Below are 16,159 nucleotides of genomic sequence, written 5' to 3' on the forward strand. Positions count from 1 at the left end.
GTATTCCTCCATTTTCCTTACTGCTATCTATGGTCAGCTCCAACCGCTTCCGAAATGCGGGAAAAGCCGTCCTTGCGAAGCAGCTCCCTCAAGCCTTCATTCAAGCGGCGGACGAGACCCGGCCCTTCATAAATCAATGCGGTGTACACCTCGACAAGGCTGGCCCCCGCGCGTATTTTGTCATATGCATCCCGGGCGGTAAAAATGCCTCCCGATCCGATGATCGGCAGCTTGCCCTCCGTAGCGCTGTATATCGTATGAATCAGCTTCGTCGATCTTTCCGTTAAAGGCCTGCCGCTCAAGCCGCCTGTCTCGCCTTTGTGCTTATGGGTCAAGCCCGCCCGGGAAATGGTCGTATTCGAAGCAATAATACCGGATACGCCGCTTTCCACAATCGTACGGACCATATACTCAATCTCGTCGCCCTCCAAATCGGGAGCGATTTTGACGAGCACCGGCTTCGGCGCGCCGCCGGCCTTCTGGTGCTGCAGCTTCATCTCATCCTGAACGGCGGCAAGCAGCCTCGACAAATCGTCGCCATGCTGCAAATTGCGCAGATCCGGCGTGTTCGGGGAGCTGATATTGACGACAAAAAAATCGCCGTATCCGTACAGCCCGCGGATGCAAGCCCGGTAATCCTCTTCGGCCTGCTCATTGGGCGTTACTTTATTTTTACCGATGTTGACGGCGACCGGAATCGTCCTTCTCCCGGCCTGCTTCAAATGCTCGGCCATCGTTTCAATCCCTACATTGTTGAAGCCCATCCGGTTAATGAGGGCATGATCCTCCGGCAAGCGGAACAATCGGGGCAGCTCATTGCCCGCCTGAGGCTTGGGCGTAACCGTCCCGACCTCCATAAAGCCGAAGCCGATGCTGGAAAACCCGGGAACCGCCTTCGCATTTTTGTCCAAACCTGCGGCCAGTCCGATCGGATTGGCGAACCGGACCCCCCAAAGGGACGTTTCCAGCTCCGCATACGCCGGCACCGAGTAAAGCCCCCGCAGCAGGGCTCTTCCACCCGGCAGGTTTGCGACAGTGTGAAGCCCGTCGATGGTCAAATGATGCGCCTTTTCCGGGTCCATCCGGAACAGCACCGGTTTTGCTATGTTCTTGTAAAGCATTGCATGTCTCTCCCCTAACCGTTCTGTAAGTTGCTCTCCTTGAACAGTTTATCGTTTTATGCGCTAAAAATAAAGGGGACAGGCCGTGCAAAATCATGTTCTTGCCCGGGTACATTATGTTAGAATATGCTTAAAACCATCAAAAAGGCAGGGCGGATTCCCATGCAAAGAAAAAAACCAACTTATCTGCAGCAGCGCAAGCCGCAAGAATCAGTCAACAAAAAGCTCATTATCTGGATCGGCTCGGTATTCGTTCTATTGATTATCGTCATGGCGGTTCTGCTGATTTTTAACAAGTAAGCGTTTCAGCCCCTTGCTGCCGCGCTAAGCCATAAAACTGCCGGCTCCCAGGCTGTGCTCCGTTCTCGGGCCAGCTCCCTGCAGCCCGCAAAGCAAAAAGAAGCCCTATCCGCACAGCGCGGTGATTATGGCTTCTTTGTTTTGCGGGCCTTTACTTTACTTTACTTTACCGGGCCGGGCTTTCTCCGGTTTATATCGAGCGAAGCGCCGACGATTCTATTCTCGCAGGAAGCGTGGATTAAGGCGCTCCCGCGTTAATCGAGCCATTTGTACACTTTGCCGGGATTCGTTTCTTCGCTGAACATCGGCAGATGAAAAACCGGCGTCCCCCGCTTCACATCGGAGGGCAGCTGCCCTTGGCCGATCGTCACAGGCGTTCCCATCGGCGCCATATCGAACAGCTCCTCCAGATCCTCCTGCAGCATCCGGACGCAGCCAAGCGACTGATCCTTGCCGATACTCGACGGCTTGTTCGTCCCATGGATCGCATACTCCGTGTCGGACAGCGTCATGCCCCGGCTGCCGAATTCCCCGTAGGACTTGCCGTTCGGATTGCGCACCTTCTCCGTAATCGCGAACGTGCCCTCCGGCGTACGCCCCGCCCCGAGCCCTACCGGATAATTGCGGACGATGAACGATCCGCTGACAACCGCAAGCCGGTGGCTGCTCTTATCGACGATGATTCGCAGCGGCTCGGTCAACGGCTTCATCAGGCCGCTCGCAGCAGGCCCTTGGCTGGTCATGCCGCTTCCCGCGGCATCCGCCGCAGCGAGAGGCTGCGGCCCCTCCCCCGGAACGGGGGACCCGGGGACAGCGGCGGGCATTTCCTTCAGCCACTGCTCCTTCTGCTGCTCGAACAGCTGCTCCATATACGGCGTGACGCCGGGAAGCGTATTCAGCGGATACGGCTGATTCAGCTCCTGCAGGCTGGCAGGCGCCCTGCCTTGCTTACGCACATAAGCTGCAACCGCCGACCGCGCCACGAGCTCCTGCTCGCGCTGCTCGGCCCAGGAGCGGTAAATCGCCTGCGGCTTCGAAGGCTCGGTCGGCTGACAGGCGCAGCTCTCCGCATCGTGGTAGATGATCCGCTGCTGCGAGGCATCCTCCTTGCCTTCGACGGACAGCAGAATATCGGGCGGCTGCGGCCAGGAAATCCAGCGGCCGTCCTCCGTCTTCTTGCCGGATGCCAGGATGGCGTAGCTGTTCAGCCGCTCTTGCAGCAGCATTTGCTGCAGCGCCGCGCCGACGTTCTCCTTGCTCCTGGCGCCTGCGACGTAGTATACCTTCGTCTGCTGCACCTGCTCCGGCGTGACCCCCTGCGGCAGAGGGGACACGGCCTGCTCCCGCTGCTGCAGCGCGTCGTTCACCGACCAGGGCAGGAGCAGCACGCCGGCAGCCACCAGCAGGGCCGCGGCAGCCCCGCGCAGCCGGGAGCGGAAGCGCTGCCTCCGCCTGCTCCGTTCCCACTGGCGCAGCGATTGCTCGGACTCGGGAGAGAAGGTCATCGTCCGCTCCTCGAAAGCTTCGTAAATTTCCCCTGCCTGCTTATAGCAATAAAGCGCTTTCCCGCGCTTTCCTTGCGCATCGTACTCTCGTCCTAACAAATACCATGCCATCTTGTTACCGGGATGCTGGCGGACATACTCCTTCAGATACATCGGATTGTCCAGCAAATGCTGCTGAAACAGCTGCTGCAGCTGCTCTTCATGCTCCTTCGGCTTCATTCCAGCCCCCCTCCTCACGGCAGCATTTCTCAAACAGGTCTTTTTACGTATATCGGTTCCCTTCGTCCATTTTTAAAGAAAAAACACCTCCGTCCGCGTTTTCCTCGAACAAAGGTGTCTTGAATAGCCTATTCTTCAGCAGGCATATCAGCCAGCGGGTTATTCTCATAGCCGGCCAAATAATGGCGTTCCTTCATTACTTTCTCGAAAGCTTCCACTACGTGCGGATCGAAATGCGTTCCCTTGCAGCGGATCAGCTCTTCGACTCCCTCGCGGTAGCTTCTTCCCTTGGCATAAGGCCGGTCGGTCGTCATCGCGTCAAAAGCGTCGGCAACAGCCACAATCCTTGCAAGATAAGGAATCTGTTCTCCCCTCAAGCCCTCGGGATACCCGGTTCCGTCCATTTTTTCATGATGGTACTTTGCCACTTCGGTCGCCTGCAGCATCCGGTGCTCCGGCTCCATCTTCGATAAAATTCTGGCGCCGATCGTCGTGTGGGATATCATGACCTGAAATTCCTCGCCGTTCAAGCTGTCCGTCTTCAGCAGAACCCGGTCGGGAACGCCGATTTTGCCGATATCGTGCATCAAAGCGACTTCATAAAAGAGCTTCGCTTCCTCCGCATCCATTCCCAGCTCTCTTGCAATCCATAAGGAATACAGCGCCACTCTGGAAGAGTGCCCTGCCGTATAAGGATCGCGGGAATCCAAAGCCAATACGAGCGAACGGATGACGCTCATGGAAAACAGCTGCTCCTTGGCGGCGACGCTGTCCTTCAACCCTTCAGCCGACTGCAGTTTAAACGTTAGCTCCAGGTTCCGCCTCTCCAATTCATCGATTCTGTTTTGCAGATGCAGTAAGTCGGACACCTTGTTCGCCCCCACCATTTACGGATTTATGTCCTTTATCATAATCGAAAAGGCCCATGATGTGAAGGGATGGGACGCTCTTCGCATCATGAGCCCGGAGCCAGTTTCAGCCTATTCGCCGAGCTTCGTCAAGGGCCGTAAAACAACGGCTCTTGCTGTCTCCTCCCACTGAACATCCAAACCGGTTTCCTCGGCAAAAAATCGGACCGGGACGTACGTATTTCCGTCCTTGATGTAAGGTGCCGTATCCGTTGCTTTCACTGTTCCCGGCTGTCCTTTCACCTGCTTCTCGATCCCGGTTTGGCCGATGTGCAGCACGACCGTGACATCCCCCTTCGTCAGCTGAACGCTCCGGTCCTCTTCCTTGTATTCGACCTTGTAGCCGAGCGCTTCGGTGACCGCTCTAACCGGCACCATGGTGCGTCCGTTTACGATCTCGGGCTGCACCTCAAAGGAGATCGGCGTGGAGCCGAGCACGACTTTGACTTCATCGTTTTGCGGCAAGCCGGTCGGAAGCTGATACGGGGTGAGCCTGCGCACTTTATTGTTAAAAGCATCGGCAGCATAAATGCTGCCGTCCGCCGCTGCCGCCACATCCATCGGCTTCTGGAATTGAGCCGTCCGCTCCGTTCCGTCGGCTTCGCCTGTCCGCTGCCGAGGATCCCCAGCCAGGGTTGTCACCTCACCGTCCAGCAAGTAACGGATGGAATGGTTCATACTGTCTGCAATCACCAGCCCGCCCTCCGGCGTCAGCGCTATTCCCTGAGGGAAGTTAAAGCGGGCAGCCCCGGCCTTCCCGTCGGCGTAGGCCCCTTGAGCATACAGGCTGGCCGGTTCATAGGCGGCGCCTGCCGCAGCGCTGCCACCCGCAACGGTCATAACCTGCCCTTTGCCAAAATCCATATAACGAATCCGCTGGTTGCCGGAGTCGCTAATGTAAAGGTTGCCCTGGTCGTCCAGCGCCAGGCCTGAGGGCTCGTTGAATTTAGCCTCCGCAATGCTGCCGTCCCGGAAATCGCCGGAAGGTACCACCTGCCCCGGTGTAACCTCGACGAGCCGGGAGGAGGGAGCCGTCAATGTCGTCGTGCGTCCATCGGGGCTGATGCGGCGGATGACGTGATTTAACGTGTCCGCTACATATACGGTGCCGTCGGAAGCCACCGCTACATCCTGCGGATGATCAAAGGCCGCCTCCAAGCCTTGTCCGTCTTTAAGTCCGATTTGCCCGCTTCCGGCAATCGTCGTCACCCTACCGGAGGCATCCACCTTGCGGATGGCATGATTGCCCGCATCCGCTACATATATGCTGCCGCCACGGTCCGAGGCAAGGCCCATCGGCTCCTGAAAAACCGACAGGTCGGCCGTGCCGTCCAACCGCGCGCCGAGCGGACTCCCTTTGCCGTCCTTCCAGGCGATCAAGCCGGCATAGGTACTCACGCTATCCCCCGCGATACGGCGGAGCAGATGATTCTTGGTATCCGCCACAAGAAGAATGCCATCCAGCTGCACCAGCAGTCCGGACGGGCTGCGGAAGGTGGCGTACAGGCGGGCTGCGCTGCCGCTTCCGTCATCCCCCAGTCCGGCATAGGTGGAAACATCCATCATGATCCGTCCGGTATCCGTCCTGAGACTGTCGTTGGACAAGGACGGCGCGTCGGCCCAAGCCGGGGCACCGCCAATCAACAGGCATGCCGCCATTGCGGCCGCAGCGAGCCTTTGTGCTGTTATTTTCATTGGTTTCTCCTTTGATTACGTATTACGGTATTAGTTCACAGGAATAACAATCGGAGCTTCTGACGGGCTCATCTCCCGCACGACATTCCCTGCTTTGTCCACCACTTTATAGGATACCAGCTTGACGTTCAGCTGGTTGGCGTTCGTTCCGTTCCATACCAGCGGAATCGAGACAAGCTGCTGCTCTCCGTGCACCTCCAGCGGACTGGGGCTGCCGGCTGCTCCGGAGTACAGCATAGCCGCATAGATCAGCTCCGAGTCCGCACTGCCGCTCGTCTGCTTCAGCAATTCCACGCTTTGAGGCTGCGCGCCGAAAACCGTGTTCAGATCCTTCGAAACATGCCCGTCTCCTTGATAGCTGAGACGGTTGTCATACACCAGGTGCACCTCCACACCGTAAAAGGCCTGCGAGCCCGTCAAATTTTTCATAGACAGCGTTGCGGTCAGCGACTGATTATTTCTAGTCGCAGAAGTCAGAGTAATCCCCGATGACCTGTCCACCGTAATGGCCGGAATGGCGACCGCCGTGCTTTGTACGCCGCCCAGCTCGGACGTCGCCGTCAGCTTATCATAGACGGCGATTCCGCCCGCTGCCCCCAAAGAGCTGAGCGGAATCCGCACCTCCTGCTCGCCGTTCCCGTTCGCTTGGGCGATGAGCGTTCCGTTATTCCATATCTTGATCAAGGCGGCGGCCGGCGCCTTGAGAACAACCGCCGGCTCGGACGTCGTTACTGCCGCCGTCGGGCTGATAAGGACTGGCGGTTCCGTCACGGCCGGCGGCGTAACCGTTCCGCCTCCGTTGGAGCCGGAGCTCTTGTGACCGCTGCCGCCGCCGGTTGTTACCGTCGTTGCCGAGGCCGACGCTCCCTTGGCCTCGTTCGCCTTCCGGGCCGCTTCAAACCGCTTTTGTTCCTCCGGGCTAAGCCCGGAAACAAACTGCTCCATGAGCTTCTGGTTCTGCTCCGTCCATGCCTGCTTGTTGGCTTCCTCCAGCTGGCTGCGCTCATGCTCCAGCCTCTGCAGCAGATCTCCAAGCTTCTCTTTATTGATCTGGATCTGCTCCTGCTCCTTCACATAGCGAAGCTGCTCCTGTGCCGCCTGCTCCTTGAGCTTTTCGACTTCAGGGTCCGATGCCGGACACCTTGTCCAGAGACGGCACGTTGTTCAAATCAATTTTTTTGAGCTGATCTTCGATTCTGGAATTGGCTTCATCAATGACTTGGCGCTCGATCTTTTTCCGGTCAACCGCCTCTTTAGCCAGATTCGGGATAAAGCGGTCGAAATTATCGGCTGCTTTATCAAGATCCGCTTGATCTTTAAATTTAAGGATCGACGGCTCGTCCGGCTTTTGAAGCCCTTTATTCAGGTCATCCAGCAATTTTTGCCTGATCTGCTCGTTTTCCCGCTGCGTTTCCAGCGTGTTTCTGATCATCGCTTCAATGACGCTGGGCGAAGCCGTGCTGACGATGTGGCCAATGTCCACCGTACCCACCTGCAGCCGCAAATCCGAGCCTGTCGAGCGGGTGTCCGCCGTAAACTGCTGCGCCGGATATACCAGGACGGAATGCTGCATTTGCCCGGCATCTCCCGATCCTCCATCCGGTCCGGGGGTGGTCGTCGTCGCTCTGACAACGCCTGATCCGACAGCCAGCGTCGTTTCTCCGGTCGTTCTATCCACACTCGTAAACAACAGGGTGCCCCTCACCCCCATGACGGCCGTCGGCGTTTCCACTTCAAACTCATCCTCAGAGCTGACCAGGCTCTTGACTTTCATCCAGGCCGATCCGGCCCATAATTTGAGCTTGGAAATCTTGCCGTTCCCTTGCTCGGCCAAGTCCGATATGTATACATCCGCGTTTTCCCCAACCGTAATCTCGTCGTCATCGTTCGCCAGACTCAACACCACAGAAGAAGAAGCTCCCGTAGAAATTAAATCCCCTTGATTCAAGCTCATCTCTTCATACACGGTATAAGAGCGCGAGCCGCCCGATCTCTGCACGCTGACGTCCCCGTTCACTTCAACGACAATCGCAGCCCGGGCGGATTGGGCCCATGCCGGTTTTATGGACATCATGAACGAGAGTACAGCAAACACAGCGCACAGTGCGTAAATCACCGAAGCGTTTCTTATTCCGCTGAACATCCTTCTCCTGCTTACTTCTATCCTAATCACATGAAAGCTCCTCTCCAACCTTCGTTACAAGACTTTCATACGCATCTATCTCTCTATTAATTTTAAATTGGGAGACAACGGTTGGCAATGCAAAACTTGACAGCCTCCGCCCGCAAAAACCGCCCGTCTTCTTTCCCTCAAAATCTTTCCCGCAAATCTTTATGACCGCTTCTTGTCCCGGCTTGCAGGCGCCTGGATCCATCCCTTCACTTCAAACAGCTTCAACGGGATGCTTTTTCCTTTCATCAGCTTCTCGCCTACCGGGTTGTATTCAAAATATTCCTTTGTCAGCTCATAGGTGGACTCGGAAACGAGAATCTGGTTAGCGCTTGTATTGGATTCGATCCGCGCCGCGGTGTTCACATTGTCCCCGATCGCCGTATAATCGACGCGAAGATAGGAACCGATATTGCCGACAACGACATCCCCGGTATTGATGCCGATTCCGACGCTGATGGTCACCCCGTACTTGTCCAGCACCTCCTCGCGCACCTTCTCCATCCCTTTCTGAATTTCATAGGCGGTCCTGACGGCGTAGTAGGGATGGTCCGGCACATCGAGCGGCGCATTGTACAGAATCATCGCGGCGTCGCCGATGAATTTATCGATCGTTCCGTGGTTGTGCAAAGCTTTTTCCGTAATCAAATCAAACATCATATTGAGAAAATCGACGACCTCCTCCGGCTTCAGCTTCTCGGATAAAGGCGTGAAGCCTCTGACATCAAGGAAAAGCACCGTCAAATTTTTGCTGATGCCGCCCAGCTTGATTTCAGAATCGCTGCTTGCGATTTCTTTTACGAGATCCGGGGAAATATAGCGCCCGAACTGCTTGGTGATATAATTTTTCTGTTTCGTTTCGAAATACGTTTTCATCGCAATATTGCCCAAATACGATACCAGTCCGCTCGCCACCGCTCCTACCGTTTCAATATAAATATCGCTGTAGGCAAAAGTAATATATTGAAGGACGAGCAGCGCAGCCGAGCCTGCGAATACGGCAATAATGCCTGCGATCGCCTTCAGGCGCCAGGTGAGGAAGCCGAATAATAAGATCATGAAGGCAGCCAATACCAGCGTTGCTATATTACCGATCGGGGAAATCAGCTTCTGATTCAAGATTTGATTCAATATATTCGCATGGGCGTAGACCAGATGCATATGCCGTTCGACGGGTGTAGTGCCTTCATCGGAGCCGGGGGCCGTATAGCCGATCAGGATAATACGGTCTTTGAACGTCTGAGGAGGGATGTCGCCTTTCAGCACACGGGCGAAGGAAACCGTCTCGAACTGGTATTCGAGCGCATCCCATTTGATGAGCATTTCCGATTTGGGACGATTTTGCCGCAGCGGGATGCGCTCGAATTTCGACACGTCAGCTCCCGCCAGCTGCGCCATGGCAAGGCCAAGAGAAGGGAAGACGCCTTCAGGCGAATTGATCTGCAGCCAGTTCGAGCGGATCACCCCATCCGTATCATAGGCGGCGTTAATATGCGCCCTCTGCACGAAGGGCCGGAACAGCGGCAGCGGCTGCTCCATCTCTCTGGCCATCATCCACTCGCCCTCCCGCACCTTGGTCGAGCGGTCGAACTCCCCCTCCAGCTTCGCATGCGAGGGCAGCACGATGTTATTATGCTTGGCCAGCTCCTGCGCCAGCAAAGCATCGCTGTCGGGATTGGCACCATTGGTATACAGTTCGATATCGAAGCCGATGACGTTCGCCCCGGCCTGCTCCAAAATTTGAATGAGCTGCGAATAGACTTTGCGGTCCCACGGATATGGGCCTACCGACTTAATCGAGTCGGAGTCAATCCCGACGACCACAATATTTTCATTAGGGGCGCCGCTCATCGATTGCTTCAAATTAAAATCATACATCCGGTCCGATAAAACCTTCCATACACCGAACACGAGGAACAGGAAGCAGATGAGAACGATAATGGCATTGCCGATCGTGATAACGGCAGACTTGCTTAACGCTTTTTTCATGAGTGTCCCCCCACCTAAGTTTCGTTAATTATATTAACATAATTTTCCGAAGGGAGAGTTAAAATTTCAGTCAAAATTCGATATTTTCCTATGAAAAAAAGCCCTCTTTCCCGGGACTTTCGACCTGGAAAAGAAGGCTTTTTATCGCATAAGTGCTTAGTTGAAAGGAGCGTCCGCCACTTTGATGGAGTCCGTAGGGCATCCATCTTGCGCATCCTGCAAATCATCGTACAGATCTTCAGGAATTTCGGTTGCGCCTTTGTTGCCGTCGCCGTCGAAAATAACTTCAGCCAAGCCCTCATCGTCGTAATCGTAAATGTCTGGAGCCGTTGCACCACAAGCTCCACATGCAATACAGGTATCTTTATCTACCCAAGTGTATTTAGCCATCTCTACATTCCTCCTAATTTGTAACCTCATCCTAAAATATAATATAAAACAAACCAAAGTTCAAATGGAAAGTCTATAACGTTCCTGAATCATAGATGCAATAGAAGAGATATCATCGGGATCAAAGCTGGGGATTCCCCTGCTTACAGCATATTCCCTCAACGCCTGCGGAGTGACTGCCGCAATAGGCTTTTCAGGCAGCTGATCCAGCAAGGAAGCCTGCTCCGGACTGCGGAACAGGGCGATTTTATCGTGAGGCCCCTGCTTGAAGCCCTCTATCAGAACCAGGTCCAGCTCAGCTAGCGGCAGCGCAGCAATGACCGTCTCCAGATCTTCAAAAGTCTGCTTCCGGTAGAGCCGGTAAGCATCGGGAGAGACCACTACGGTCGCCTGTGCCCCCGCTTCAATAAACAGCGTGGAATCCGCGCCCGCCGCTTCCTTATAGTGTCCATGACCGTCATGTTTGATTACCGCGGTCCTTACGCCTAATGCTGTAAAATAACGGACCAGCTTTGTGACCAGCGTTGTTTTGCCGCTGTTCGAAAAGCCTGCCAATCCTACAATCGCCGCCATCCTAATCCTCCTCCAGCCGCCGTTCCTTCATATGATCCATTTGCAGCGACGTCCCTCTTTCCTTATGGTTGCGGATCAGCGAGGACGGATCGTCCCCCAGCATTCCCGCCGTCAAGACGGCATGCTCGCCGAATTTATCCCGCAGCGCATCCAGCGCGCGATTCAGCTTCTCCCTGCCCGGCTGCTTCTGATAATCGAACAGATCGAGCTGAACGGCCGTCTCCTGCTTATCGGACAAATTCTGAAGCGTGATGCCGAGCAGACGGATCGGCATGCCTTCCTTCCAGTGATCGTCGAACAGCTTGCAGGCCATATGGTAAATATCGTCCATGTTTTCCGTCGGCACGTTCAGCTTGGCCGCCCTCGTAATCGTCTTCATATCCGGATCCCGGATCGTAATCTGCACCGTATGCGCCATCAGCTTCTGCCTGCGCAGGCGTCTGCCCACCTGGTCGGCCAAATTCAGGAAGACGCGAAAAATATCGGCCCGTTCCGTCAAATTGGCGGGCAGCGTGGTCGTATGCCCTATCGATTTGCTCTGCTCCTGCTCCGGATCGACGGGACTGTCGTCCTCCCCGTTAGCCGACCGCTTCAGCACGGCCCCCATGATCCCGAACTGCTCCTGCAGCAGCGTATCGCTGGCCTTCGCCAGCTGCCCGAGCGTATGAATGTTGAGCCGTTTCAGCTTTTCGGCCGTCTTATTCCCGATCCCGTATAGATAGGCGCAGGGCTTATCCCATAGAAGGCGTTGCACATCCCGCTTGCGCAGGACGGAAATCCCGTTCGGCTTCTTCATATCCGACGCCATTTTGGCAAGAAGCTTGTTCGGCGCTACTCCTATCGAGCAGGGAAGCTGCAGCTCGGTCCGGATCCGCTGCTGAATCTGCCCGGCGATGTCGAGCGGCGTCCCGAACTGCTTGGAGCCCGTAATATCCACATAGCACTCGTCAATAGACATAGCCTGAACCAGCGGGGAATAGCTGTAGGCAATTTTCATAAATCTGCGCGAAAACTGCCTGTACAAATCAAAGTCCGGCTTGATCAGCAGCAGATCCGGACAAAGCTTCATTGCCTGGCTGACGAGCATCCCGGTTTTGATGCCCAGAGCCCGGGCCGGGTAAGAGCAGGTGACAATAATGCCTTTGCGCAGCTCCACGCTTCCGGCTACCGCTGTCGGTTTGCCTTTATAGATTTCAGGTTCGACCGCTTCATGAACGGAGCAGTAGAACGCATTCATATCAATATGAAGGATGACCCTTCCCTTAACCGGATAGGCCTCTTGAATATGATTATTCATCCTGTCCAAGCCCCGCTTTCACCTTGCGGCTCCCAGCAGCATTCGTTTTGTTCGCAGCTGCTCACACTATGTCCAGCATACAATTCCTTCGCGAACAGGGTCAAGCTGTCCGCCTGTCGAATTTGTTAAAATCGTATCTTTATGCGGAAACATTGTGATATAATATTTAATTATATTTTACGCAAGCTTGTATGAAGTAGGAGGACTATCCATGGCGACAAACGTGAAAATATTCGATACTACCCTTCGGGACGGTACCCAAGGCGAAGGCATCAGCTTATCCGTAGAAGACAAGATGAAAATTGCCCGCAAGCTGGATTCCCTCGGCGTTCATTATATTGAAGGCGGCTGGCCGGGAAGCAATAATAAAGATATTGAATTTTTCACTCGGGTGCCTGAGCTTCAGCTGAAGCATGCCAAGGTAACGGCCTTCGGAAGCACACGCCGCAAAGATTCTCTGGCCGAGAACGATGTGAACCTGAACCGGATTCTGGAGGTCGGCGTCCCTGTCGCTACTATCTTCGGAAAGTCATGGGATTTCCACGTCCATCAAGCAATCCAGACGACATTGGAAGAAAATTTGGCCATGATTTACGACTCGGTCCGTTATTTGAAAAGCAAAGGCCTTGAAGTCATTTATGACGCCGAGCATTTCTTCGACGGCTATAAGAACAACGCCGAATATGCGCTGCAGACCATCCGCAAAGCCGAAGAAGCCGGCGCAGACTGGATCGTGCTGTGCGATACGAACGGAGGCTCCCTGCCGCACGAGGTGACGCAAATCGTCACAGTCGTGAAGCAGACCGTCTCGACGCCGATCGGCATCCATGCGCACAACGACTGTGAGCTTGGCGTGGCGAACAGCCTCGCGGCTGTCGCAGCAGGAGCGACACAGGTGCAGGGAACGATTAACGGCTACGGCGAGCGCTGCGGCAATGCGAACCTGTGCTCGATCATTCCAAATCTGCAGCTGAAAATGAACTACAGCTGTATCAGCGCGGAGCAGCTGCAAAGCTTGGCAAGCGTGGCCCGCTACGTCAGCGAAATTGCCAACATGCATATGCCGATGAACCAGCCTTACGTCGGTTCGGCTGCTTTCGCACACAAAGGCGGCATTCACGTATCCGCCATTCTGCGCAACTCCAGTACCTACGAGCACATTACGCCGGAGCTGGTCGGCAACAAACAGCGCGTCCTCGTATCCGAATTGGCCGGACAAAGCAACCTGGTCTTCAAAGCGCAGGAGCTTGGGCTTGATTTCAATAACGATAACCAGCAAACGAAGCAGCTGATTGAGCAAATCAAGGAAATGGAGCATCAAGGCTATCAATTCGAAGGAGCCGACGCTTCCTTGGAGCTGCTGATCCGCGATGCTTACGGCAAGCTGGAGGAAGCCTTCACTGTCGATTCGTTCAAAATTTTGATGTTCAAAAACGAGAATCAGCCGGTCGTTACGGAAGCGATCGTGAAGCTCAACATTAAAGGCGAAACCGTGTATAACGCGGCGGAAGGAAACGGTCCGGTCAACGCGCTGGATAACGCGCTTCGCAAATGCCTGCAGCGGCATTACCCGGCTCTGCAGAGCATTCACCTCAGCGATTACAAGGTTCGCGTATTGGATGAGAAAGACACCACCGCGGCTAAAGTACGCGTATTGATCGAATCCAGCGATTTCAAAAATGTATGGAGCACCGTCGGCGTCTCCGACAACGTCATCGAAGCGAGCTGGGATGCCCTCGTGGACAGCATCCGCTATGCGCTCCTCGGCAGCAAGCCAAACGCCGAGCATCATGTAGACGAGCAGCGGGAACGCGTCGGTCTTGTAAATCATTAATTCAGGGAAAAAGAGCACCGTTTGCCTTTGGCGCCGGTGCTCTTTTTATACGATTTTTTAGCCTTCGATCAGCATCTGGATCCACTTTTCCAATTGATCGGGAGGCAGCACATGAATGACATCCCGCAGTACGCCCTGCTTATCGATCAGGAAGCTTGTCGGCACGAACAAGATGCGGTACATCTCGGCTGTTTTCCCCTGCTCGTCCAACAGCACAGGGAACGGCAGCGCATATTGCTTTGTGAAGCTTTTCACTTCCTTCAAGCTGTCCCCCTTGGTCACATTGACGGCATATAGATCGAATTGATCCTTGTGCCGCTCGTAAACCTCCTTCAAGCCAGGCGCTTCCTCATGGCAGGGGCCGCACCAGGAAGCCCAGAAATTAACCATCAGCGGCTTGTCTCTAAGCCCGCCGACCTGATACGTTCGGCCGTCTAGGCCTTTCAGCGTAAATCCGGGCACCGGCTTATTTCTCGCCATTTCTGTATGCTGGTCCACACCGGCAGCCGCAGCAGCTGCGGAGACCTTCGAGCTGTCCTCTATCGAAGCGCTTTGATACAGCGCCAAGCCCGCGAGGAGTAGAGCGATCAGCATGACAGGCGCATTGCGTCTCATCTTCATTCCCCTTTCCATTCCATGAATCCGTTTCGTATCTTCTCAGTGTATCCAACTCTTCATTTTTTTAACTCCTTATGCCGGTGCGCGGGATGGAATAGATTGAGAGCATGATCCTCTTCCCTCAGGGGCACATTAGGGATACAACAACTTGCGTCCAGAGGAGAATTTTAACGATGGAAAAGACCCGAACAAGGAAGCTGAACATCACTTTTGAAAGTGATCTGGACTCCGCTCCTGCGCGTAAACAAAAAACAAAGCCGGCAGACAAGCAGTCCGGCGGCTCGAAAGGAAAATTATCGGAGTTCATCGCATTGGCTTCGGTGCCGCTGGTGCTTGTCCTGGGAAACTCCATGCTTGTTCCGATTCTGCCCGACATGCAGGAAAAGCTCGGCATCAGCAAATTTCAAATCTCTTTAGTCATTACGTTATTCTCCGTTACGGCCGGACTGATCATTCCTGTTTCGGGGTATTTGTCAGACCGCTTCTCCCGTAAAGCCATCATTATACCTTCCTTAATCATTTACGGCGCCGCCGGCGTGCTGGCAGGCTTCGGGGCCATTTGGAACTCATACACCGTCATCATTATTGCAAGAGCAATCCAAGGACTGGGCGCAGCTGGAACGGCCCCTATTGCGATGGCATTGGCCGGAGATTTATACTCAGGAGCTACCGAAAGTAAAGCGTTAGGCTTGACCGAGGCTTCCAACGGCACAGGCAAAGTGGTCAGTCCTATTCTCGGCTCCCTGCTTGCCTTATTGGTCTGGTACGCCGCGTTTTTTGCCTTTCCCGTGTTTTGCCTGCTGGCCCTGTTGGCCGTGATGTTCATGCTGAAGGAGCCTGAGAAAAAACAGCCGGCGCCCAAGCTGAAGCCGTATCTGAAATCCATCGGCACTATTTTGAAGGAAAAAGGCCGCTGGCTCATTACTTCTTTTTTTGCCGGGTCGCTGGCTTTATTTATTTTGTTCGGCGTCTTATTTTATTTATCCGATATACTGGAAGAGCCTCCTTATAGCATCGAAGGCGTTAAGAAGGGCCTCGTCTTAGCTATCCCGCTGCTCGGACAAGTCATTACGGCCTATACGACCGGGGCGTTAATCAAGAAGAACGGTACCGTGATGCGATGGCTGATGAATATCGGTCTCGCGTTGATGACTGTAGCTCTTGGGATCTGTATCGGTATTCTCGGAAAAAACCTCTACTTACTAATCGGATTACTTACTTTAAGCAGTATCGGAACCGGCTTGCTGCTGCCCTGCCTCAATACTATGATCACTGGGGCGGTCGAGAAACAGCAAAGAGGGATGATTACTTCCATTTATAACAGTCTGAGATTTCTTGGCGTTGCGTTCGGTTCCTCCCTTGTTCAGCTGGATGATGGATATCTCTCACGCTACAGTTTTCATTACGGTTACGGCGCTTTCTTTCATCACATTGGGCTTGGTATTCTTTCTTATTAAGCCGAAGGGGAAAGTCGGCTGACGGGAAAACTGCGGATGCAGCCGGGCGAACGCCATTATATAATAGAAGAAACAAATTCCGC

Annotated in this window: 13 protein-coding genes and 1 pseudogene; 3 read left to right on the top strand and 11 right to left on the bottom strand. The window is 54.4% G+C overall.

Annotation, left to right across the window (positions count from 1 at the left end; all coding sequences use genetic code 11):
• Window positions 1-23: 23 nt before the first annotated feature.
• Window positions 24-1,121, bottom strand: a complete 1,098-nt coding sequence (locus tag ACHHV8_RS23955; RefSeq protein ID WP_395161941.1) for a quinone-dependent dihydroorotate dehydrogenase — start codon at window positions 1,119-1,121, stop codon at window positions 24-26.
• A 162-nt stretch (window positions 1,122-1,283) separates the two neighbouring features.
• Here ACHHV8_RS23955 and ACHHV8_RS23960 point away from each other — a divergent pair, with 162 nt between their 5' ends.
• Window positions 1,284-1,421 (top strand): hypothetical protein, encoded by a 138-nt coding sequence (locus tag ACHHV8_RS23960; protein ID WP_395161942.1) that lies wholly within the window; start codon window positions 1,284-1,286, stop codon window positions 1,419-1,421.
• Between the two features lie 254 nt (window positions 1,422-1,675).
• On the opposite strand, the gene ACHHV8_RS23965 is transcribed toward ACHHV8_RS23960, so the two are convergent.
• From ACHHV8_RS23965 to ACHHV8_RS24005, 9 genes are all read right to left on the bottom strand, one after another.
• Window positions 1,676-3,145, bottom strand: coding sequence for a L,D-transpeptidase family protein (locus ACHHV8_RS23965; RefSeq protein WP_395161943.1), 1,470 nt, complete (start codon window positions 3,143-3,145; stop codon window positions 1,676-1,678).
• A gap of 128 nt (window positions 3,146-3,273) precedes the next feature.
• Window positions 3,274-4,014 (bottom strand): HD-GYP domain-containing protein, encoded by a 741-nt coding sequence (locus tag ACHHV8_RS23970; RefSeq protein ID WP_395161944.1) that lies wholly within the window; start codon window positions 4,012-4,014, stop codon window positions 3,274-3,276.
• A 111-nt stretch (window positions 4,015-4,125) separates the two neighbouring features.
• The gene (locus tag ACHHV8_RS23975; protein ID WP_395161945.1) at window positions 4,126-5,748 is read right to left on the bottom strand and encodes a stalk domain-containing protein; all 1,623 of its coding nucleotides are present in this window, start codon (window positions 5,746-5,748) and stop codon (window positions 4,126-4,128) included.
• A 30-nt stretch (window positions 5,749-5,778) separates the two neighbouring features.
• Entirely contained in the window at window positions 5,779-6,822 is a 1,044-nt protein-coding gene (locus ACHHV8_RS23980) for a hypothetical protein (protein ID WP_395161946.1), read from the bottom strand.
• A 46-nt stretch (window positions 6,823-6,868) separates the two neighbouring features.
• Window positions 6,869-7,891, bottom strand: coding sequence for a FecR family protein (locus tag ACHHV8_RS23985; RefSeq protein ID WP_395161947.1), 1,023 nt, complete (start codon window positions 7,889-7,891; stop codon window positions 6,869-6,871).
• Window positions 7,892-8,080: 189 nt separating this feature from the next.
• A complete protein-coding gene (locus tag ACHHV8_RS23990) occupies window positions 8,081-9,907 on the bottom strand; it encodes a CHASE2 domain-containing protein (protein ID WP_395161948.1) in 1,827 nt (608 codons plus the stop codon).
• Window positions 9,908-10,063: 156 nt separating this feature from the next.
• Window positions 10,064-10,297: a ferredoxin gene (locus ACHHV8_RS23995; protein WP_395161949.1), complete on the bottom strand. Its 234-nt coding sequence runs from the start codon at window positions 10,295-10,297 to the stop codon at window positions 10,064-10,066.
• A 60-nt stretch (window positions 10,298-10,357) separates the two neighbouring features.
• A complete protein-coding gene (gene mobB, locus ACHHV8_RS24000; protein WP_395161950.1) occupies window positions 10,358-10,870 on the bottom strand; it encodes a molybdopterin-guanine dinucleotide biosynthesis protein B in 513 nt (170 codons plus the stop codon).
• 1 nt (window position 10,871) lies between these two features.
• Window positions 10,872-12,167, bottom strand: coding sequence for a DNA polymerase IV (locus ACHHV8_RS24005; RefSeq protein ID WP_395161951.1), 1,296 nt, complete (start codon window positions 12,165-12,167; stop codon window positions 10,872-10,874).
• Between the two features lie 211 nt (window positions 12,168-12,378).
• On the opposite strand from ACHHV8_RS24005, the gene cimA reads away from it, so the two are divergent.
• Complete coding sequence (gene cimA, locus ACHHV8_RS24010; RefSeq protein ID WP_395161952.1) at window positions 12,379-14,001, top strand: citramalate synthase; 1,623 nt, start codon at window positions 12,379-12,381, stop codon at window positions 13,999-14,001.
• 57 nt (window positions 14,002-14,058) lie between these two features.
• On the opposite strand, the gene ACHHV8_RS24015 is transcribed toward cimA, so the two are convergent.
• Window positions 14,059-14,616 (bottom strand): TlpA family protein disulfide reductase, encoded by a 558-nt coding sequence (locus ACHHV8_RS24015; protein WP_395161953.1) that lies wholly within the window; start codon window positions 14,614-14,616, stop codon window positions 14,059-14,061.
• A gap of 176 nt (window positions 14,617-14,792) precedes the next feature.
• Here ACHHV8_RS24015 and ACHHV8_RS24020 point away from each other — a divergent pair.
• A pseudogene (locus ACHHV8_RS24020) lies at window positions 14,793-16,098 on the top strand (MFS transporter).
• Window positions 16,099-16,159: the final 61 nt, after the last annotated feature.

The sequence above is a fragment of the Paenibacillus sp. TAB_01 genome (assembly GCF_043945595.1).
Classification (GTDB): Bacteria; Bacillota; Bacilli; order Paenibacillales; family NBRC-103111; genus Paenibacillus_S.

What these genes read in the sequence shown, in the direction of transcription:
- ACHHV8_RS23995 (WP_395161949.1), bottom strand. Translation starts at nt 10,297, where the DNA reads ATGGCTAAATACACTTGGGTAGATAAAGATACCTGTATTGCATGTGGA.
- mobB (WP_395161950.1), bottom strand. Translation starts at nt 10,870, where the DNA reads ATGGCGGCGATTGTAGGATTGGCAGGCTTTTCGAACAGCGGCAAAACA.
- ACHHV8_RS23990 (WP_395161948.1), bottom strand. Translation starts at nt 9,907, where the DNA reads ATGAAAAAAGCGTTAAGCAAGTCTGCCGTTATCACGATCGGCAATGCC.
- ACHHV8_RS24005 (WP_395161951.1), bottom strand. Translation starts at nt 12,167, where the DNA reads ATGAATAATCATATTCAAGAGGCCTATCCGGTTAAGGGAAGGGTCATC.
- ACHHV8_RS23985 (WP_395161947.1), bottom strand. Translation starts at nt 7,891, where the DNA reads ATGTTCAGCGGAATAAGAAACGCTTCGGTGATTTACGCACTGTGCGCT.
- ACHHV8_RS23960 (WP_395161942.1), top strand. Translation starts at nt 1,284, where the DNA reads ATGCAAAGAAAAAAACCAACTTATCTGCAGCAGCGCAAGCCGCAAGAA.
- ACHHV8_RS24015 (WP_395161953.1), bottom strand. Translation starts at nt 14,616, where the DNA reads ATGAGACGCAATGCGCCTGTCATGCTGATCGCTCTACTCCTCGCGGGC.
- ACHHV8_RS23955 (WP_395161941.1), bottom strand. Translation starts at nt 1,121, where the DNA reads ATGCTTTACAAGAACATAGCAAAACCGGTGCTGTTCCGGATGGACCCG.
- cimA (WP_395161952.1), top strand. Translation starts at nt 12,379, where the DNA reads ATGGCGACAAACGTGAAAATATTCGATACTACCCTTCGGGACGGTACC.
- ACHHV8_RS23965 (WP_395161943.1), bottom strand. Translation starts at nt 3,145, where the DNA reads ATGAAGCCGAAGGAGCATGAAGAGCAGCTGCAGCAGCTGTTTCAGCAG.
- ACHHV8_RS23975 (WP_395161945.1), bottom strand. Translation starts at nt 5,748, where the DNA reads ATGAAAATAACAGCACAAAGGCTCGCTGCGGCCGCAATGGCGGCATGC.